The organism is Microbacterium sp. ZXT2-5, from assembly GCF_055329545.1.
On record NZ_JBUZWD010000001.1, the window covers coordinates 1465956 to 1486364 of the forward strand.

A 20409-nucleotide genomic window follows, 5' to 3' on the forward strand; every position below is an offset into this window, starting at 1 on the left:
CCTGATCGGCGCGGGGCGGGACTACGCCAGACCAGCTTGGATGGCGCGGATGTTCGCTGCGAGGACGCCTCGACTGAGGAGACCGGGCCCGAGCGGACCACTCGTGTCCTCACCGAGCAGCGGAAGCTGTCGTAGTGCGGTCTTGGCTTCCGGGCTCAGCTGGTTGAGCTGCCAGCAGATCTCTGCTCGGACTGCGTCCACCTGATCGGGTTTCGACAAGCCCACAGCTTTCGCCGCGTATGCGGCGGCCCCGAGGGCATGCGCGCCCATGTGGGCCACGCCGGCGGCTTGCGCCGCTGCGCGCGCGGCCGCGATGGCCTGCGGGCTCGCGACCTCGTGCGCAGCGCGTCCCGCAACGAAGCGGCGACGGATCTCACCCGCGGCACCGAGCTCGCCGCGCGCGAATGCCCGCGTGCGAGCGATCGCATCGCGTGGCCGCGAGTCGTCGGGCGACTCCGACTCGAAGATCGCGAGGACTCGTTCGGCGCAGTCAGCCGCCCACGATGCCCCGATCCGGCGATCAGCCTCGCTCAACGCCTGCGGCGATCCCATCACGCGCTGCCAGCACGACGAGATGCGCGAGCTCGTGCAGCCTCATGCGCGTCGTGCAGCAGCGAGATCACGTGCTCCGACGTCGCGGACGCCGGATTCACCACCGACACCCATCCGGCCGCCCCGTACAGAGGGTGCGAGACGAACACGTCGGCGTCGGCGGGGCTCGCACCGTCATCCGCGATCTGCGGTGCGCGATCGCGTCCGACGTGGATGTTCACGCGGAACCGACCAGACTCGTCCAATCTCGATTCCTCGTCATCGGGATAGTTCTTCGTCACGATCGTCCCGTACGGCTGCGTCCGCTCCGGCATCGCTCCATCCGGGGCGTAGTAGAAGAACGCGTCACCCCACGCCACCTCCGGCGAACCGCTCCCCTCTCCGGGGATGACCACGAGCACACCCTCGAAGCCGCTGACGGCATCGACAATCTCCTTCATCTCCATCCTTCCATCGTCACGTTGAAGTGCTTATGTGGACCTTGGCGAGATGGGAGCATGCATGCCAGCCAAAAAGTCTCAAGAGACGATGTTCACGACGGCCGCGGTCGCTCGAATGGTCGGCTATTCCACACAGCAAGTTCGCGACCTCGAACGGCTCGGAGTGCTCCCCGCCGCCGCGCGCACCCCCAACGGATACCGCTGTTACCAGGAGCGCCATATCGTCGCGCTCCGCGCCTATCGCGCACTGGTCGCTGCGATCGGATCCGTGCCGGCGCGACAGATGATGCCCACGCTGGTGCACGGCACCCTCGAAGCCGCTGCAGAGAAGATCGATGACCTGCACGCCCTGCTGGCGCGCAGTCGTGAACACGTCCGCGAAGCAAGCCGCGGTCTCCAGGCGGTTCTCGCCGACACCACCCTCGTCTTCGACGACCGCGACTCCATGACGATCAGCGAGCTCGCGGACGCCCTCGGTGTTCGCTCGTCGGCGCTGCGCCACTGGGAGCATGAAGGCCTCGTCAACCCGGATCGGATCGGTCAGTCGCAGACCCGTCGATACAACGCTCGAGCGATCACGGAGGCACGTATCGTCGCAGCGCTCCGAAGCGGCGGACACCGCATCCCACCGATATCGCGCGTACTCGCCCAGCTTCGCGAGCACGGACTGACGTCAGAGGCTCAGGCGCTTCTCGACGAGCGGCTGTCGGATCTCAGCCACCGCAGCGTCGCGCTGCTCGCCGCATCAGGACAACTCCACGCACTCCTCAGCGATCGGAAGCAGACTGCCGCGTGAAGGTGGCAGTCGGCACGGGGATGGCCGTCGCACAACCGGCCGAGGAGTCCCGTCTGACCAGACCGTGATGTCGCGGTTGGCGTGCCCCTGCGGGCATCTTCATCGGGCGGGGTAAACGGGCCTCACCGATTCGAGCGCCTGCGAGACTCCTTGAGGCCGGGACATGGCGCGGTTGGACCGACGAACGCGCTGTTCCACCTCGCCGACCGCTAGACGCTCGGGACTCCGGTGATGGATGCCGGCGAGATGACCGATCGTGATCGTTCCCTGTCTTGGCGGGTTGCAGCGGTGGTCGGCAGGACACTCGCGAAGGCGCTTGGCTTCTTCCTCTCGGTCGTCAAGTTCTTCTCGGTCGTCAAATTCTTCTCGGTCGTCAAACCGCCCGAGCAGATGAATGCCCAGACGATGCTTCCGCCAGAGGCCTTTCCGCCCCGCGCGGACGAATATCGGCCCTAGAGCAGACGAGGTCAAACGCCTCACGCGCTCGAGGACCCTCAACCGACACCAACGACCGGCATGAGAGCGGCCAAAGAGCTCGGCCGCTTCACTGTCGGGGATCGGCGCTAGCGTCGATTCGTGATCGAGATTGCCCGAACCCGCCGCACGTCTAGTGCCTCGGCATCGCTGTTCTTCGAGCGCTGGTGCGCGATCGAAACACACCCCGAGGGGGCGCCGAGCATGGAGTATTTCAAGCTGTCAGAGCCCTTCGGATTGGGCGCCCGCGGAGTCCTGAAAGCGGTCGGTGGTCAAGAGTCACCGTTCCGCGTCACGACAGTGGGGCCGGGCTTTGTCTATGCCGACACCACCGAACTCGATGGGGCGGAGTTGACCGTGCACCACGAGGCCGTCGAGGGGCTCGACGGTACTGAGGTCACACTGTCTGCATGGCTCGACGGGCCAGCCGAAGCGCAACTGGCAAGGGGAATGTCTGCCGAGGTTCAGCACAGCCTGGAGCACGACCTGGCCGCGCTCGCAGCGCTACTCGAGGGCTAGCATCAGTCGGCGAGCCAGGCGTTAGTGCCTGCGCACGCGGAGACACGATCGAACGAGCGCTGCTTGGTTCCTGAGCGCGCAGGAGACCGTCTCCGGTTGCCCGTTCGCGGACCGTCTTCAGCACGCCTCGAGAAGTGATGCTGTCAAGACAACTCGAAGTCTGGACGCACCTCGGCGACCGCGTCGAGTTCCGTCTGCATCCGCGCGTGGAGCTGTCGCCCGTGTTCGATCCACCCATCTGGCACAGGTTCGGTCTCGTCCCGAGCCTGCCAGACCGCGTTCTACTCGTGGAGGTCGGCGGCCAGCTCACTGCTCAGCGGCAAGTCCTCGGCGTCGAGCGTGTACTGCTCGCTGAAGGACTCCCACAGCGGCCACTCGCGCCCCCAATCCGGGAAGAGCCGGATCACCCGCCGTCCGTCTGGGAGGGTGAGCGGGAGCCTTTTCCGGCTTCGGTGCGCGAGGAGCCGGTCTTGCATCTCCGCGCGCATGCGCCACTCGCGCGGCGACTTCGGCGGCGAGTTGTAGTCGCCTCCGACCAGCCAGATCAGGCCGCGCCCGTGGGCGGTGTCATCGACGACCAGTGCGACTGACCACAATCGATCATCGCCCGCGAGCGTCGTCGCGGACCATTCGACGTCCTTGAGCGAGGCGTCGACCAGATCGACCGTGGTCACCGCCGAGCCGGCGCCTTCGAAGACATAGATCCGGTAGCGCGGCTCGTTCGATTCCCACGACGAGTCTCGTTCGTCGACCTGGATCCCGCGCATCCCACCACGATAGGGCGACGCCCGCTGGTGTTCGCAAGAGCCTGGGATGTGGCGAGCGAATAGCGGGTTCAGGTGCGGTTACTCGCTTCCCGATCGGCGCGGTGGAGGACCGCCATCCGCCCGCCGATCAACCGTCGTCCGCACGCTGATCGAGCGGTCGTCGCGCAAACGATCGGCGTTCGACACGCCGACTCTGGCGCAGTGACAGACGCCGACGGCCCGGTGGCTCTCAAGCACCGTCGCATGTGAGGATTCGCATGTGAACCGCTCCGCCAGGACCGCGCTCCAGGCTGTCGCTGTTGCCCTCGCGCTGTCTCTCGTCGGGTGTGCCGCGGACGAAGCGACACCGGACCGAACTGCCGATGCCCGGGCGGCCACTCCGACTAGTCCACCGACCGCTCCAAGCACCTCGCCGTCACCTACCCCCACTCCGACCCACCCGATAGACCCGCGCGACACGGCGTATGCCGCGGAAGTCGCCGCGTGGCCCGACGCGATTCCGCCCGGGTTCGCATGGCCGGCGGCGATAACCGACCTACCCGCCGGTCGCTTTCACGGACAGGGTGACTGGTCCGGTTACATGACGGCGGATGGTGTCTACCACTGCATGCTCGTATTCGCCGCCTGGGATGCGTACTTCGTCGACAACGACGCGACGGCATCCAAGGAATACGCTGCCCGCGCGGACGCGACAATGCCCGAACAGAACTACATGACGTGGGTCACCCGTGACGACGGCACCATCGGCGACCAGGAACTCGCGCGCGAGAGCGGCATCTGCAACGGCTTCGTCGGAGACCTACGCGTGTAGAGGGTGTTTCCCGCGGAGACGGTACAACTGAGGGCGGCGCACAGAGCGACAGCCGCCCGATGCGGGACCGGCTACCGCACCGTCCACGACGGGATGTTCGGCAAGTGGAAATCGCGCTCCCGTCGGTATGGTGGCGACGTGGATGACGACCGACGAAATGCGCTGGGTCGCCGCGAAATCCTCGCGGCGTACCTCGAGGTCCTGGATCGACTCGGAGAACTCGTTGCGATCTGCTCCACTATCGAGGGCGACGCCGGCGAGCTGCGAAATGCCGTACAGGGAGCATTCGGACTGAGTCCGATCGCAGCTGATGCGGTCCTGGCAATGCAAGTCAGACGCTTCACCCCGGAAGAGCGACATAAGATCCGCAGCGAGCTCGCAGCCGTCGATCGATGGCTTGGGGAGGCGAACGGCGCGTAGGCCGACCCCTAAGCAAACGGTCGGCCAGGTCCTCCGATGCGCCGCACCGATACGCACACGTGGTTCGTGACGACGCACTGCCGCGTGCGTTCCTGGCGTGACCAAGTGATTGGCCCGACCGCGAGGCGACAGAATGGGAGCGTTCTAGCCAGAGAAAGGTCGGTCGTGTGGAAGTTGGAGATGACGAGTTGAGGCGGGTCCGGTTTTATGGCCCCACTGATATGGCTGCCAACTGGCACGCGCCCCGTGTTGTCGAGCTCGCGACCGGTATCGATTCCACCCACGTTCCGACCAACGTCAATGACGTCCTTGAGCTCCACAATGTTCAGCAGTATCTCGAGCACGGCCTGCTCCCGAGTTCCCTGAGTTCGGAGGAGCGCGATGTGCTCATTGGTCGTGTACCCCAGATCAGGTCGGTCGTCGCTCGGTTCTTTTCCGGCATCGACAACTCCAACGTCACCACCCTGGTCACCGCAATCGACTTCGAGTACCACGAAGATCTCGTACACCTCCTCGGTCGCAACAAAGCCTTCGACCGGTGCGACAGCGCCGTGGCACTTCCGGCCCTCAGGGAGGCAGGCGTTCACCTCAGCGAGATGCTTGCGAGCGAAATCCTCGTCAAGGCTTATGACGCTGAGATGCGGGACGAGTTGCTCGCAGTGCCTCGAAACGCTGAGCACCTCGCTCGCAAGTACTTGGAGAAGGACTCGAGAGCGTCGATACACCTGCCGCCGAGCTTCTCTTCGATTGATGCCCGGGATCTGTTCGAGCGATACATCGACAGCGAGGAGGCGAACCTCAACTACGTGCGACTTATCGCGAACGCTAGGGACAACGCTGGCGCCGGCATTGACGCCAAACTCAGGCTGCGGGCGGAGCGCCGCAGCAAGGAGTTGACCGCCGAACTCTTCAAACGCAACCCGGGGTCCAAGACAGGCTGCGAGATAGAGGTCTCCGACAGTCAACAGGTCCCGGTCGAGTTCGAGATCGATTCGTCCGAAGGGTCGATCTGGCGATACACCTACAGCAAACGCTGGCTCGAAGAGACCACCGACAACGCGAGCATCCTCAACAACTTCCAACACCTGTTCGAGTTCGCCGATCAGCACGCGCTCCTTACCCTGCCGGCCTACCCGTCACAGTTCGGCGTGATGGAACGTGTGATTGGCGTTGCTGGGCAGGACGAATACAAGATCAGCAACTACTTCCGAAAACTGGACTACCGATCGTTGCTTCAGACACACATGTACATGGGGTTCTTGAAGACACGGGACATCGAGCTGGAGCGCGTCATCTCGTGGTTCTTCGAGGTTTACCTAGTCGAAGAGTTTGGGATGGCCAACTTCTCATTCAATGCGTCCGACTCCGGAACACCGTATCTGCACAGAGTTCGGCACCTCTTCGCGGAGATGGAGAGCGTGGCGACCCAGTTCAGTCTGTTCGTCGAGAACCGAGAACTTGACCGGGACCTGCTCACGATGGGAGCAGATCCGATCCGATACAAGGAGATACCCAGTCTGCTCGACGGCAAGTACCTCTACGCGACGGACAGCCAGGAGGTGCAAAGTGTTCTCCATCTGCTTTTCTCCGACCAATCCAGCCTGACCTACATCGATGAAGCGCTTCGAGACCGAAACGCGGTGGGCCTCATCCTGAACAACCAAGTCGCGTACGACGACTTTCACCACTACCAGAAGGCAGGCATCAACCGCCTCGTCAGCCTGGGGGTTCTCGAAGCCGCCGGTAATCGGGTGGCGTTCGTCGACATGGATCAACTCCTCGTGCTTTCCCGGATGTTCAGCACTCAAGCTGCTAGCTACTTCCACCTCTCAGCACCAGCCCGCACGCAGGCGGATCAAATGGTCCGAAAAGGGTGGCTGACGCGTCAATCATCGTTGTTGACCGACGCGGAAGCGGACTACTTCAACTACTTCCTCAATAGGGTTGGGTTCAGCAACGGGCCGAACCTGCGCAACCGATACCTGCACGGCGCGCAGGCCCACACCGACAGCGATCAAGCACATTTCCACACCTACTTGGTCGCCATACGAATGATCGCGGCGCTCGTCATCAAGATCAATGACGATCTCTGCCTGACAGCGGCAGAGAGCCCGAACTAGTCGTCGACAAGAAGCTCGGTGATCGATGCCCCTCGCGCCATAACTGCGCCTGACCATGAAGCGTTAGCGCGATCCTGACAAGCGCTCGTGTGGCGTAGTTTTCACACATGATGAGCAATGCGCCCAGCCATCCGCCGACCAACGCTGATTCAGTGGTGGCGCTCGATCGTACAATACCGATCTCGCTTGCATCGCTTGAGTTTCGGGCTCGCGACGTCGAGAGCGTTGCTGGCACCGGCGACGAAGGAACGGTCGTTCGGTCGTTCGCGGCGTTGAAGTTTCTGATCGGGCAGATCGACTTCGACATGCGCGTCCTCATGCGTGCGATGGCTTCGGATCCTGTAGCCCGCGTGACGAACGAGAAACTGCTCGCGCTGGTACTTCGGGAGAGCATCTCAGGAGTGTTCAAGGCGTTGGGCGACCTCCAACGGACGGCGCGGCTGCAGGCAGGACCGTTCTCGGACTTCATCGATCTGGAGCTACTGACGGCCGCTCAACGCACCTACAAGGACGCCGTTCGAGAGGTCGCCGATGACCGCGCGTTCATGCAAACCCTTGTCGATATTCGCAACGAGGTCGCCGCACACATGTTCAGCGACGACAACGGCATCGAGTCCGCGGCAGCCTGGGTGGTCTCGCGGTCGGTGATGCCGCAAGACGATGACGCCATACTCGCGAGCCGCATTTTCACGGGATCGATGGTGGTGCTGCGCGCGCTTCACGCGCTCGACGCCGCGTTGGAAGAGGTGCCGACCTCCTGATCACACGGCTCGACGCCGGCTGCCTCGATGTCGGACGCCCGGAGCACACTGCAGTCGTGGCAGACCTGTATACGAAGAATGGCCGCCCGCTTCGGCGCAGCGGCGACAAGTTGTTCGCGCGTTCCGGAACCTACGTCGGCAAGATCAAGGGCGACTACGTCTTCGATCCCTCAGGCCGCTACGCCGGGACAATCGTCGGCGAGCGAGTCGTGTACCGCTCCACTCACGCGGCGCGAATCTCGAGTCCGTCCGCGTCTGCGAACCGGGCTGGGAGCGCCAGCGCGAACCGTGCGGGCTCGGCAATGTGGGGCGACGAGCCGCCGTTCCCGGACTGAGTGAAAGGGCTCGGGATGAACGCGAGCCCTACAGTGAGTCTGGTGAGGGACCTTCCACTTTCCGCCGGCGGTGACCTCGTCTCGCGCCTGGCTCGCGAGCGTGACCCTGTCCGAGCGGTTGTAGAGCTGGTGTGGAACGCCATCGATGCTGAAGCCGAAACCGTGCGCGTCACCCTCACCCGTTCGGACCTGGGGTCCATCGAGAGTGTGGCCGTCGAGGATGATGGTCACGGGATCACGTCCGACGAGGTGCAGGCGACGTTCGGTCGCATCGGTGGCTCCTGGAAGGCGCTCGCGACGCGCTCGAAGAACGACAAGCGCGGCCTGCACGGCAAGCTCGGCGAGGGGCGACTTCGCGCCTTTGCGCTCGGATCCCGGGTCACGTGGGCAAGCGAGAGCGTCAACACGGCCGGCGTCCGTGAGCGGGTCGTGATCGAGGGCGCGAAGGAGCGCGCTGAGCCCTTCACCTGGGAGGCCCTGCCGTCGACCGCTACGGAGACCGGCACGGTGGTGACCGCGCTCAACGAGCAGGATCGCAGCCTGAACTCGCTCGTCAGCGATACGACCGTGACCACTCTTGCCTCGCAGTTCGCGCCGGTACTTCTCAACGACGACACGCTCACGGTCGTGTTCGACGGGGCCAAGCTTGATCCAGCCGACGAGATCCTCGACGACACCACCGTTCAGGTGACCCTCGACTCGGATGCGCAGGCGGACGTTTCGGTGCGCATTATCGAGTGGCGAACCGGTAAGCACCGCGCGGTCTATTTCGGCGAGGACGACGAGCGCTTCGTCCTCGAGATGTCGGGCGCTGAGCTCGAAAGCCAGGCCGCCTTCTCTGCCTACGTGACCTGGAGGGGGTTCGACGTCGACTCGCTCTCGGAACTCGGCCTCGGAGAGATGGCGCCCGACCCTGCTGGGGCGGTCTGGCGCGCGACCAAGACCGCCGTGCGTGAGCACTTCGCGTCGAGGCGGCGGTCGCGTCGTCGGGACCAGATCGACGAGTGGAAGAACAAGGGCATCTATCCCTACAAGGAGGAGCCCGCCACCGAAGCGGACAAGGCGGAGCGGGCGGTCTTCGACATCGTGTCGAGCGCACTCGTACCGCAGATCCCGAAGCGGAAGGACGGGGCGCAGCTTACGCTGAATCTGCTTCGTGACGCGCTGAAGACGGACCCCGAGAACCTTGCGCTGCTGGTCAGCGAGTTCGTCGCGCTGACCGAACAGGACCGCGAAGCGCTGACGAAGCTGCTCAGCGAGACGACGCTTGCCGGCGTCATTCGAGCCGCGAACTTGGTGACGAGCCGCCGCAAGTTCCTCGCTGGCCTCGAGCACCTTCTCTTCGACCCAGACGACTCGAAGAAGGTCGGCGAGCGGGACCACCTCCACAAGATCCTCGAGCACGAGCTCTGGATCTTCGGCGAGGAGTACCACTTCATGAACAGCGAACGCGGGCTCACGCAGATGCTGCGCACCCACCTCGAGCTCGAGGGGCTCCCTGAAGGCAAGGTCGAGCCGGTCAAGCGCTGGGACGGCAAGTCAGGTCGCGTCGACCTGCACGTCGCTGCCAAGTCTCAGGAGCACGACCGCGTTCGCCATCTCGTTGTCGAGCTGAAGGCACCGGGCATCGTCGCCGGTCGCAAGGAGCGCGACCAGATCGAGGACTACGTCAACGTCGTCGTGAGCACGCCTGCGTTCGCCAGTGAACGCGCCATCTGGGACTTCATCCTGGTCGTGACGGACTACGACGAGGTCATCGAGAACTCCTTTAATAGCGACAATCGCGAGATCGGGGTGGTGCTCGAGCCGGAGCGAAAACGCGGCCGACCGGCCGTGCGTGCGTACGTCCGGCGGTGGAGCGACATCATCGCCGAGAACAAGCGGCGCCTCGACTTCGTGACCAGCTCGCTCGAGTTCGATCCGTCGCTCGCCGAGGGGCTCGCATTTATTCGTGAGGAGTACACCGAGATGATTCCGGAGGCCTTGGCATCCGATGAGGAGCCCGGCGACACTGAGCGCGACTGAGCCGCTTCTCGCTCTAGTTCCGGTTCAGCCCGAATCGCCGCAAGTCGAGGGCGTCCTTGGAGTGGCTCTCTGCGGCGACGATGTATCGGGTGAGCGTGGCAGGATCCCTGCGCTCGCGACGGTCCCCTTCCGAGCCATGCCCGCACGGGGATCCGCTCGGGGTCGATCAGTTCGACTGAATCAAGCCAGCGCAGACCCGCGCATACTAAGCGAGGGTTCTGGACAGCAGCGAGCGGCGGGTCGATACTGGCGGCCATGGCGGAGCCTGCCGGCGTGATCCGGACACCCGACCAGCGTTTGCGGGTGTTTGTGAGTTCTACCCTGCGCGAGCTGGCGGCGGAACGTCGCATAGTCCGTAACGTCATCGAGCGCATGGCGTTGGCTCCCGTGATGTTCGAGCTGGGAGCTCGACCGCACCCGCCTCGCTCGTTGTATCGCGCGTACCTTGATCAGTCGGACATCTTCATCGGAGTGTATTGGGAGTCGTACGGTTGGGTGGCCCCCGGCGAGGAGATCTCGGGACTGGAGGACGAGTACCGTCTGGCCCCAGAGATTCCACTTCTCATTTACGTCAAGAACAGCAACGATCGCGAAGAGCGCCTCGGCAAGCTTCTTGACCGGATCCGCAGCGAGGACCGTGCCTCGTACGTGACATTCGACCAGGCCGACGACCTCGACGGCCTTGTCACATCGGACCTGGCGACGCTCCTTGCGGAGAGCTTCGACGAAGCGCGACGTGACCGCACGGTCCAACTGAAGTCGTTGGAAGGTCCATCCCTGACAGCCCCGGCGGCGCCCCCACCGGCGCTGAACCGGCTCATTGGCCGCACCGACGACCTGCAACGGTGCGTGGATCTGCTTAGGGTCGGCGGGTGCAAGATCGTCACGCTCACCGGGCCCGGCGGAATCGGCAAGACGCGCCTTGCCATTGCTGCGGCTCGCGAATTGCAGGACGCGTTCCCGGACGGTGTCGCTTTAGTTGACCTCGCACCGATCCGAGATCCAACCCTTCTCGTTCCGACCATCGCCGCGACGCTGGGGATCCGGGATGCCGGCGACTTCCCCCTAACTCAGAAGGTCACGACGGCACTCGCCGGCCGTCGAATGTTGCTCGTGCTGGACAATGTCGAACAAGTCATTGCCGCCGCAGGCGAGATCAGCACCCTGGTTCGCACCACCGGAATATCGGTATTGACCACGAGCCGCATCCTTCTGCACGTCGACGGCGAGCAGGCCGTGACCTTGGCGCCGATTGAGACGTCGGCCGCTCTTGAGCTGTTCGTGGAGCGAGCACGCTCGGTCAAGCCCGACTTCCAGCTGAACGACGAAAACCGGGAGTACGTCCTGTCGATCGCTGCTGCGGTCGACAACCTCCCATTGGCCATTGAGCTGGCGGCCACGCGGGTTCGAGTGCTGCAGCCCGCCGAGATCGCTGGTCGCCTGGATCGGATCCTTCCGCTGCTCACCGGTGGGGCACGCGATCATCCTGACCGGCAACGGACGTTGAGAGCAACGATCGAGTGGAGCGCGGAGCTCCTCACGGAACCGCAACGAGCCCTGCTGCTTCGCCTGGCCGTTTTCCGTACCGGATTCGAACTGGACGCCGTGGAATGGATGAGCGAGGACCTCCCCGACGACGGCGTCGAGCTTCTGACCGCACTCGTCGATTCCAGCCTCGTGCAGGTTCAAGACCCGACGAGCCGAAGTTCCTTTTCCATACTGGCGACCGTCCGCGAATATGCCCTGCAGGAACTGGACCAGCACGGCGAACTCGACCGCATCCGCCAGCGTCACGCCGAGTTCTACTCCGATCTCGCCGTGCGCGCTGAGCCGCAATTAGTCAGCGCCAACCAAGATCCCTGGATCGCGCGGCTGCAAACCGAGTTCGAAGACATCCGCGCCGCAGTGGACCACTATCTGCACAACGAAGACGGCGATGCCGTCGCCGCGATCATCTGGCCGCTCTACTGGTTCTGGTGGGTCTCGGGCCGCTTCATGGAAATCGGCGGATGGATCGAAGCACTCCGGAACATGGCATCGAAGCTCAGTTCGCGCTCGAGACTGATCACGGAGTTCTATAGCGCCGCCGCGTACATCTGGGTGACGCCCGACCCCGGTGCTATTCCCAAATACGAGCGCCTCCTCGACGAATTCGTCGCCCAACAAGACACCTTCGGCGAAATGTTCGCACGAAGTTCCATCGCGCTTCTGTCCTTGACGCTCATCCCACCGCAGTTCGAGACCGCTGATAAGCACCTGCAACGCGCCCAACAGATCGCGAGCGAACTCGACAGCAAGTTCCTGACGTGCATGGCGTTGCTCCTCCGCGGCAGAGTCGCAGTTGCGCGCGGCGACATCCCCGCGGCCCGCGAGCTTTTCACCCGAGCAATGGCGAACGCCGAGCGCGGTGGAGACAAGGTCACCCAAGCCGCAGCGCTCGGCGAACTGGGTTGGTTGAGCATTCTCGAAAACGACCCCGGTGCCGCGCGGATTCAATTCGTACGCGCCTTCAACATCTCCACGGCTGTCCAGCATGCCGAAGGCATCGCATACGGACTGGAAGGATTCTTCGCGCTAGCCGCGATGAACCGCGACATCCAGCGCGCCGGCAGACTGCTCGGGGCCGCTGAAGACGTCCGCGCCCGGAGGGGCATCACCGGACCCACCGTTTTCTCCTACCACCAGCATCTGCTCGCACAGCTAGAGGCATCCCCCGCCTCCGAGCCGTTCAACGCCGCCAGGCAGGACGGCAGAGACGCGGACCTCGCGACGATCGTCGAAGAGGCGCTGAGCGACCCAAACCGATCCGCGAGGCCAGGCGACCGTCAGAGCGACGCCATGGTGAGCGGCACGCAGTCGCACGCGTCCGGTCGTCGCTTCCCATAAGCAGTCACAGCCCGCGACCACCTAGGTCACCCGCCCGGGCCGAGAACAGCATCACTTGCCGCCCCTTGCCGAGACCACTCGCCACGGTGTCTGAGCCAGTGCCCGCTCAGGGATCCGCAACGAAGCGGGTTGCTGGGATTACTTGCGATGCGACAGCCGTTGCGGGCTATGGCAGCTGAAGGAGCGTCACCCGGGCGGCACCGACGTGGTCGACGGGCACGACTTGGAGTCTTTCGTCTCCATTGAGGATCCGACCGTCCTCGATCCGCCCGTCGGTGATGAGGAGCTCGGTCACGGTGTCGATCTCGACTCGACCGGCGCCCCCGGCCCTGAAATCGACTTTGACGCCTTGGCCCACGATCACGACGGTGTCGTCCTCTTCGGCGAACATCAGCGCGAATGGTCGCTGCTCCCCTGGGGTGGGAACAGGTTCGCCCGGGAGTGTCTCGTCCGGGACGGGCACGGCCTCGTCGGGTAGTTGTACGCCGACGTCGAGGAGACAGTTCCTGACGATGCTGTTCAGTCCGCGCGCGCTGATCTGGAGCGAGCCGACTTCGGCGGCGGCAGTCTCGTCGCCTTCAACGACCACCGCCGCGATCCGCTGAGTCTGTTGAGCGGCTGCAATCGCAGTCTCGAGAGCGACAAGGTAGGCAAACGTGGCCGCGACCTGTCCGTCGGGGTTGGCACCGTCGATGCCGAATCCTGACCAGCCCATCGCCCGGTAGGTGCCCACTGCGCGGACGAGCTCACCGGCGCGAAGCCGGCTTTCCGGAACGAAGAACGGTTGAGTCGCGGCGTACGTCTGCATGACAGGATCGGCGTCGTCGACGTAGATATCCGGTGCGACGAACGCGAGCGAGGGTGCGGCTGTGTGCCAGACGTCGATGACGCGGCTGCTCGGTCCGCCGCTCGGCCATTGGCCGGGCTCATCCTGGCCCGGTTGCGGTCCTAGCCAAGCGTTGGTGTACATCGGGATCGGCTTGATCGCCCGGCCACGAGCGGCGAGTTCCTCGACGTAGGTGGCGACCGCCCAGGCCATGAACACTTCGTCGGCCGCGCTGCTGTTCCCGAACACGTCAGCCCACGACCCGGAGTCGCGACGTCCGGCATCGACCCACAGCGTGCTGAGCGGCGATCCCGCGGGCGCGACCGATGCGGCGCGGACAAGATCTGCGGGCACAGTGTCGCGCCACGCCTTCTCGGCGAGCTCGTTTCGGTCGCGGCTGTCCATCAGGATGCCGGACTCATTCTCCACCTGGACGAGAGCCACAACGTCGTCGGTGTCGTTCTCCGCGAGATGGGTGATGAACGCCTCGAACGCCGCAGCATCCGCCTCTCGCAGGTCGCTGCTGAAGACTGACAGGACGGGTGTCGGGGTGACTCCCTGATAGTGGAACGCGCTGCCCTTCTGCTTCGATTCGATCACCGCCCGCATGAACCGGTTCTCGTCCGTGCGGACCCATCGGGGCGCGTAGGTCGACGCGGCATTCTTGAAGGCACCGAACCACAGCAGCACCAGCCGCAACCCCGACGCCCGCGCCTGCTCGATCATGTGGTCGACGAGCGTGAAGTCGAATCTCCCCTCTTCGGGCTCGCTGAGTGCCCAGCTGACGGGCGCGAGAACGGTGTTGCCGTTCATACGCCGGACGTGCGCGAAAGACTCACGGATCGACGCGGCCGAGGAACTCGAGGAATTGTGCACCTGACCGCCGAGCAGCAACGCTGGCTCCGTCCCTCTGAGGAGACCGCCAGTCCCGGGATCGACGACCCAGCGATTCGTTCCAGATGACATGCCCGACCCCTTCAGCTTCGACGCTCGATCCAGCCTCACAGCTTTTGTCGAGTTCGAACATTTCGGGTCGTAATTCAAGACATCACGACCATCGATGCCGAGGCCGAACCACCCCACCCCGCGCGTCGCATCAACACCGAGCTCCTGCACACACCACCGCGGGGACGGCTCTCACCTAGTCGGCATTCAGTGCCCACTCAGGGATGTCGAACAAACGCGCTCAGGCCGTTCGCCACCGACGTCTAGCGGGCAATGCCCGAATAGGGATCGACTAGGGCCGGCTCGACCGACGGCTTCGGGCCTTGAGCGCAGTGATCACGCCGACAAAGGCGGACAGTGCGAGCCATAGCCATAATGACGTGTCGATCCCGACGATCGAGCGCTCGAAGGTTCCGCATGTCGAGGTTCCGCTGACGGGAGCGTCCGCGCACCATCCCCCGGTGATCACCGGGGCGAAAAGCACAGCCACGGCGACGATCGCCGCAATGCCGAGCCACACCACCGATGCAACGCGCGAACCACTCCTCGACATGACCCCAGCAAACCAGAGGACCGCGCACTTGAGGAAGATCCGGGATTTCGCCGCTACCCGAAGCGCGCCCGCGAGGCCCCATCAACGCGCGTTGCTCGGATACGGATCGACGCCGCTTCGGGGGTTATGGCCAGATAGTGTTCGCTCATGTCGTTTGCAATACTCACGACCCAGGCCGCATGGAGTGGATTCTGGCAATGGTCGCAGACGCAACTCGGGGCAACTATCGTCGGTGGACTCGTCGTAGCGGCGGTACTGGGCGCGGTCGGGTGGCTCGCTCGTAGACGGCGATTGCGAAAGGCGGCCGCCACGAATCGGATTGACGAGAGTTCGGACGACTTGTCGACCACGCACCCGGCGAATCCGACCTTCCAGTGGCGCTTGGCCAAAGAAGGCGATGAAACCGTGCGGCTGATCAACGAGGGAGCCTTAGCTGAGGTGACGACGATCGTCGGTCGACCTGGACTCACCCGCGTGAGTACGGACTTCAGCCTTCCCGTCCGGGTGCCCCATAAGTCGTCAATTGAACTCCGTGTTCGCAAGGACAACGGGCATGAGCGTCACTGGCTCAAGGTCAATTGGCTCCGCGAAGGTCGGGGCAACTTGCAAAGTCACAGCTTCGACGTGTGATCGCCGACCCGCCGGGAGCAGCTTTCAGCACGCATCGGAACGCCTAATGCACGTCCTCAGGCCTGCCCGCATGGTTCCGGCTTCGCGCAGTGCCCGCAATGGAAGCGACCGTGTGCTTGACGCAGTCGATTCGTGGGTTGGGGGCGAGGCTGCTATTCGTCTGCACCGCGTGAAAGTACGCCAAGCACTTCCCCGTCTGCATCGAGGACGTAAAGCTGGTCGCCCTTCGCGATCGCGGTGACCACGGGCCCGCCCAGGTCTGTGTCGCGGGGAGGGCATGCCATCAGCGTGGTGAGCATGTCGGAGAACTCGACCACGCCGTCGAAGAAGGCCCAGGTTCCGCCGATGCTGTTGCATCCGTCACTGCCGGTGACGATCCCGTCCTCGAGGATCGTCAGGTAGGCCGATCGCTCGCCGATCTCGCCCCACTGCCCGACGGGGTCATCGGTGGGCGCAGCGGGCGCACCGGCGAGGGTAAACCCGGGACTCCACGCGACGGCCAGGTAAGTGACAGCGGGGGCGAGTGCGAGGAGCACTACTCCTGCGACGACGAACGGGCGTGCCGCACGACGCACCAACGCGACCGTGATCGTGACAGCCCAGATCCCGATCACGACGATCGTCCACACCACGCCGCTCCCGGCTCGGTAGGACGGTTGGCAGTTCGTCGGCGGTGGATCGATCGCTGGGCAGACGCCGGTTCCGATGGGGACGGCGGCGAGCCAGATGAGCGCGATGGTTCCGAGCAGGAGGAGGGTCGCGGCGATCATCAGCCGCCACGGCGCCAATCGGTACGCGCCGGCCGGCCGCACGGCGACAGCCCCGGGTTCCATGCTTCGACCGTACCGGCTGCTTACGCGGCGGCCTGTGCCCGCAAGGGGATGCCGACCGAACGGCCTGCAGCACGTTCGTGTCGTCCCGCTTGCGGGCGTCGCGCGAATAGGGATCCACACGCGAAAGATTCGAGACCCGTCGTGTCAGTCGCGGGCTTGGCCTTCTCTCGTTGCTATTCCATTTGGCGCGGGGCCAGTTCCAGGAGTAGCGGTGACCAGATACCGTCCTGCATATGGAACAGATCTGGGCAGCGCTTGTCGGAGCCCTGCTCGGTGGTCTGCTCGCACTGGTCGCGGCGGAATGGTCGTTCCGTCGAGCCCGGGGCATCGCAACTGACGAAGCCAAGCACCGAGAGTTGGTGACACTCGAAGGACTGATCACCGAGATACAGGTGGCGATCGGGATCGCGGGTCGTGCCTCGCCAACCCCGCTGCCAACGGCATACCTGCACGACTCCATGCCGCTTCGCGCCCACCTGGACGAGCCATCGGCGTCTGCGCTACTTGGCTATGCACAAGCCACGCTGCGGTACAACGGCAGGGTGGCCCGTATCGTCGCATATGGCATGGGCAAGCGTGCCGCGGGCAAAGCGCCTGGATCCGAAAGACCCGAGGATCACGCAAAGGAAGTTGAGAGCGCTGGGCGCTTGGCGGCGACTCGACTCCGCGAATTCGTGGAACGGCGCAAGGGCCGTTAGCTACGTGCCGGGTGGAGCCGATTCGGCCGCTCAAATTCAGCGCCAGGGCCCGGCTGCCCGCCAATTGCCGCCAACGGCCACGCTCGGCACCGCACCTAATCGCACGTTGGCCCGTCACGGTCCGTCCGCGCGACGGCTGCAAGTCCCACGAGGACAAGCAGTCGAGGAAGGCGCATGCGCGGCTGGCGTCGGTTACCGGGCGTTTGCTCGCATGAGGATCTCCGGAGCGACCAGGTTGTGCGGCATCCGGTTCAAGAGCGTGAGATGTTCGAGCTGGGCGATGCCGTCGGCCTTCAAGCTGGCGGAGCGCCCCCATCGGTGTCGGCCCCGCCCCCAAGCGGTCCGCTAGCTGCGCGAGTTTGCTGTTCGATCAATTCCAACGCAGCCGCTAGACCGCTCGCCACGCGCGAATCTCTGAGGTAGCTGGCCAGACTGTGGTGATCCTCGCTTCGATTTCTCACGTTGTTGACGTTCTCGATCTTCCGGTCCGTCGGAAAGTGATCCTCGTCGAGGGGCTCCAGCGCCACAACATCGAGCGGGTCGCGCGCGTTCAGCCACGAGTCAACAGCCTCCGGGAAGAGGGGTTCATCCAGCGACTCCCGCACCTTTCCGACACCGAGTGGGCTCCCGATTGTGATGAGTAGTGGCACTCGCCAACCCTCGGCGCGCGCGAGATCGCTCAAGATCGAATGAGCCACGACGCTTCCGAGCGAGTGCCCGATGATGATCATCGGCTCGCGTTTGGTGAGCGCCTTCCTTACGCCTTTATCGATCTGCCGGCGTACCCGCGGCTTTGTGACGTAGAGGTAGACGTCGTGGGTGAAGAGGTAGAGCGCGGCTGTCCCGGCCGGTGACCAATGGGCATTTAGCCAACGGAGGATGCCCTGGACCTGCGGATTGGCTAACGCGTTCCTTTCAACGACCGGCCGATCGATGGGCTGACCATCCGGAAGCGGTATGCGCTGGGCGAGGGCCTCGAGGAATGGGACGATGAAAGCCGCCTCGTCTTCGTCGAGATCTTGCGCTGATCGGATGATGACATCGACACTAGGCGCATTGCGGACGATCCGGTCGAGCGCGTCGCCGTAGTAGGTGAGGCGCGCCTGTTCATCAGTAACCTGGTGTCTCGACTTGATCCCTCGCAAACCTTCATTTATCGCGCGAATCCACTTCTCCTTCTCTTCGTCGGGATTCAAGTTCTGCTGTTGCCGGCCGTGAATCAGCACTATCCGAGTCATTTCGCATCCCTCCGTAGTAGCTGCCATGCCTCCCGAGAGAAGGAAGTCCATAAGCCCGGCCGACGAAGCGCAAAGAGTTCCCGTGCAAGCTCCGATGGCTCCGCGAGGGCATTGAGCAACGGCCAGCCCTGCGAGAGCAGCGGATAGCCGGGTTCGGGCATCCTGTCGTACCTCGCTCCGAATGGTCCGATTTCCTTATCGCGATCGAGCATCGCCAAGTCGAAGAAGTCATAGCCAGTCATCTGGCGCAGGATGTAGCGCATGTCGGCCAACTCAGCTCTACGTCGACGAGTGAAGAGCGCATATGCCGTGTAGAGCGCCAGGGTGGGATCGAGTTCTTTGCCGCCACGCATCGCTGGAATCAGTTCATCAATGTCGGCGTCGTCGGGATCGAACACGCCGAGTTCGGAAGCTTCGCGAATGGCGCGTCTCAGCAGCGTCTCGCGTCTGTACTCTTCGGGATAGCGGCCGTTGTGTAGCAAGAAGGAGACGCTCGAAATGCTTCCATCGATAGCGGTCACATGCACGACCGTGGATTCGCTGATCGGCAAGGCCAGCACCCCGCCGTCCTCGAGTTGAAGCACGATTGGGCGGTCGCGGCTGCCTAGCGTAAGCCGGTGAACTTGTGCGTGGCCCTCATGCGGTTGCTCGGCGTCGCCCCATGGCTCCCAGCCTGCGCCATCAAGGTCGGCAAGGGGCAGTCCCGTCACGATCAACATCGCCTCATCGATGCCAAGCTTCTGGCTACCGATGAGACGCTCGGCGTAGCTTGGCGCGACCGCTCGCATGAGGCGCCCGTGCTCGTGTCCCGCACGGTCCTCGGCTACTTCCTTGATGGCTTCGCGGACGCGAGACGCCACTTCGGTTGCGTAGGCGGGTGGGACATCGCTGACCTCTTGGGCGAGGGGCGAATCCGGCGCTGACAGGCGAGAGATCCATTCACGATCAGGCGAGACAATTCGGGCGTACGGCTGTTGGTCCTTCTCAATAGGTACACCGAGGTCGTCGAGTACGGTCTGTAAATAGCCAGGCAGCTTTTGTGCGAGGCGACGACACTTGACAACGCGTTCGCCGCCCGCCCTTCCCACGAAAACCGAAGGCTTACCTCGGAGCGCACTCGCGAATGCCTTTGTAAACACCGCGTCGTAGCCGGACCCGTCTTTGGTGGGCACCTCATACGCCACCGCCCCGAGCAAGCAGCCGTAGTATTCATCCACATTCGCGTCGGCGCGGTCATCATGCTTGTTAGGAAAAATGGGGCTTCCAGTAACGTGCGCCAAATCGAGGTCCCGCGGTAGATTGCGGCACGCATCCGAAACGAAGACCACGTGTCGACCGCGGAGTTCAGCCGCGAGAGCCGCGCTCCCCTTGACGTTGACCGCCTCATGGGAACGCCTCGGGGCGCGCGAGAGCAACCAGAACTCCCCTAAATCCTTCGCGAAGCCATGGCCGGAAAAGTAGATCATGAGCTTGCTCACCGACCCGTCAGACAAAAGCGAATCGACTTCGTCGATCAGACGATCGATCGTCACCTCGCCGCCGTCGGCGTCTGTTACTCGCCGGATGTCGGGCGGCGGCGTCTGCGTTCGTGCCCATGCTTCCATGTCGTCGATCGCGCGCTCGACCGCCTGCAGCTCCTTCAGATCTGCGACTCGGCTCACGCCGATCAACAGCACAGCAAGCTTCCCCATGATCGCTCCCCACTGCGGGAACCCCTGTGGGAATGATGGCACTAGTCGGCCTTGGTGTCACTTGTCCCCCAACCGGCAGCCCTCCCGCG

19 protein-coding genes are annotated in these 20409 nt (G+C 64.0%); 12 read left to right on the forward strand and 7 right to left on the reverse strand.

Going from position 1 to position 20409, the window contains the following annotated elements; genetic code table 11:
* Positions 1–21: 21 nt before the first annotated feature.
* Both ACZBH1_RS06375 and ACZBH1_RS06380 read right to left on the reverse strand, forming a co-directional pair.
* Positions 22–552, reverse strand: a complete 531-nt coding sequence (locus ACZBH1_RS06375; protein ID WP_452323782.1) for a putative immunity protein — start codon at positions 550–552, stop codon at positions 22–24.
* Positions 552–992, reverse strand: a complete 441-nt coding sequence (locus ACZBH1_RS06380) for a DUF6194 family protein (protein WP_378879245.1) — start codon at positions 990–992, stop codon at positions 552–554. The genes ACZBH1_RS06375 and ACZBH1_RS06380 overlap by 1 nt, the downstream gene beginning before the upstream one ends.
* 61 nt (positions 993–1053) lie before the next feature.
* On the opposite strand from ACZBH1_RS06380, the gene ACZBH1_RS06385 reads away from it, so the two are divergent.
* The 3 genes from ACZBH1_RS06385 to ACZBH1_RS06395 all read left to right on the forward strand — a co-directional run bounded on the left by ACZBH1_RS06385 (position 1054) and on the right by ACZBH1_RS06395 (position 2781).
* Positions 1054–1788 carry a MerR family transcriptional regulator gene (locus ACZBH1_RS06385; RefSeq protein ID WP_463645841.1) on the forward strand — a complete coding sequence of 245 codons (735 nt, stop codon included), beginning with the start codon at positions 1054–1056 and terminating at the stop codon, positions 1786–1788.
* Between the two features lie 231 nt (positions 1789–2019).
* Complete coding sequence (locus ACZBH1_RS06390) at positions 2020–2244, forward strand: hypothetical protein (RefSeq protein ID WP_336394043.1); 225 nt, start codon at positions 2020–2022, stop codon at positions 2242–2244.
* A gap of 120 nt (positions 2245–2364) precedes the next feature.
* The gene (locus ACZBH1_RS06395; RefSeq protein WP_463645842.1) at positions 2365–2781 is read left to right on the forward strand and encodes a hypothetical protein; all 417 of its coding nucleotides are present in this window, start codon (positions 2365–2367) and stop codon (positions 2779–2781) included.
* 281 nt (positions 2782–3062) lie between these two features.
* Here ACZBH1_RS06395 and ACZBH1_RS06400 read toward each other — a convergent pair whose 3' ends face one another.
* Positions 3063–3548 (reverse strand): hypothetical protein, encoded by a 486-nt coding sequence (locus ACZBH1_RS06400; RefSeq protein WP_463645843.1) that lies wholly within the window; start codon positions 3546–3548, stop codon positions 3063–3065.
* Between the two features lie 259 nt (positions 3549–3807).
* Between ACZBH1_RS06400 and ACZBH1_RS06405 the strand changes: the two genes are divergently transcribed.
* The 7 genes from ACZBH1_RS06405 to ACZBH1_RS06435 all read left to right on the forward strand — a co-directional run bounded on the left by ACZBH1_RS06405 (position 3808) and on the right by ACZBH1_RS06435 (position 12906).
* Positions 3808–4359 (forward strand): hypothetical protein, encoded by a 552-nt coding sequence (locus ACZBH1_RS06405; protein ID WP_463645844.1) that lies wholly within the window; start codon positions 3808–3810, stop codon positions 4357–4359.
* 138 nt (positions 4360–4497) lie between these two features.
* A complete protein-coding gene (locus tag ACZBH1_RS06410; RefSeq protein ID WP_121057221.1) occupies positions 4498–4779 on the forward strand; it encodes a hypothetical protein in 282 nt (93 codons plus the stop codon).
* Between the two features lie 167 nt (positions 4780–4946).
* Positions 4947–6899 carry a hypothetical protein gene (locus ACZBH1_RS06415; RefSeq protein WP_463645845.1) on the forward strand — a complete coding sequence of 651 codons (1953 nt, stop codon included), beginning with the start codon at positions 4947–4949 and terminating at the stop codon, positions 6897–6899.
* Between the two features lie 107 nt (positions 6900–7006).
* The gene (locus tag ACZBH1_RS06420; protein ID WP_463645846.1) at positions 7007–7660 is read left to right on the forward strand and encodes a hypothetical protein; all 654 of its coding nucleotides are present in this window, start codon (positions 7007–7009) and stop codon (positions 7658–7660) included.
* Positions 7661–7716: 56 nt separating this feature from the next.
* Positions 7717–7995: a hypothetical protein gene (locus ACZBH1_RS06425; protein WP_463645847.1), complete on the forward strand. Its 279-nt coding sequence runs from the start codon at positions 7717–7719 to the stop codon at positions 7993–7995.
* Between the two features lie 42 nt (positions 7996–8037).
* The gene (locus ACZBH1_RS06430; protein ID WP_463645848.1) at positions 8038–10020 is read left to right on the forward strand and encodes an ATP-binding protein; all 1983 of its coding nucleotides are present in this window, start codon (positions 8038–8040) and stop codon (positions 10018–10020) included.
* 255 nt (positions 10021–10275) lie between these two features.
* Positions 10276–12906, forward strand: coding sequence for a DUF4062 domain-containing protein (locus ACZBH1_RS06435; RefSeq protein ID WP_463645849.1), 2631 nt, complete (start codon positions 10276–10278; stop codon positions 12904–12906).
* Positions 12907–13072: 166 nt separating this feature from the next.
* On the opposite strand, the gene ACZBH1_RS06440 is transcribed toward ACZBH1_RS06435, so the two are convergent.
* A complete protein-coding gene (locus ACZBH1_RS06440) occupies positions 13073–14698 on the reverse strand; it encodes a DUF5597 domain-containing protein (RefSeq protein WP_463645850.1) in 1626 nt (541 codons plus the stop codon).
* Between the two features lie 679 nt (positions 14699–15377).
* Between ACZBH1_RS06440 and ACZBH1_RS06445 the strand changes: the two genes are divergently transcribed.
* A complete protein-coding gene (locus ACZBH1_RS06445; protein WP_463645851.1) occupies positions 15378–15860 on the forward strand; it encodes a hypothetical protein in 483 nt (160 codons plus the stop codon).
* A 152-nt stretch (positions 15861–16012) separates the two neighbouring features.
* Here ACZBH1_RS06445 and ACZBH1_RS06450 read toward each other — a convergent pair whose 3' ends face one another.
* The gene (locus tag ACZBH1_RS06450) at positions 16013–16693 is read right to left on the reverse strand and encodes an META domain-containing protein (protein WP_463645852.1); all 681 of its coding nucleotides are present in this window, start codon (positions 16691–16693) and stop codon (positions 16013–16015) included.
* A 233-nt stretch (positions 16694–16926) separates the two neighbouring features.
* Between ACZBH1_RS06450 and ACZBH1_RS06455 the strand changes: the two genes are divergently transcribed.
* The gene (locus ACZBH1_RS06455) at positions 16927–17391 is read left to right on the forward strand and encodes a hypothetical protein (protein WP_463645853.1); all 465 of its coding nucleotides are present in this window, start codon (positions 16927–16929) and stop codon (positions 17389–17391) included.
* A 293-nt stretch (positions 17392–17684) separates the two neighbouring features.
* On the opposite strand, the gene ACZBH1_RS06460 is transcribed toward ACZBH1_RS06455, so the two are convergent.
* On the reverse strand, positions 17685–18617 hold the full coding sequence (locus ACZBH1_RS06460) for a lipase family protein (RefSeq protein WP_463645854.1): 933 nt from the start codon (positions 18615–18617) through the stop codon (positions 17685–17687).
* Positions 18618–18625: 8 nt separating this feature from the next.
* Positions 18626–20320: a hypothetical protein gene (locus ACZBH1_RS06465; RefSeq protein WP_463645855.1), complete on the reverse strand. Its 1695-nt coding sequence runs from the start codon at positions 20318–20320 to the stop codon at positions 18626–18628.
* Between the last annotated feature and the right edge of the window lie 89 nt (positions 20321–20409).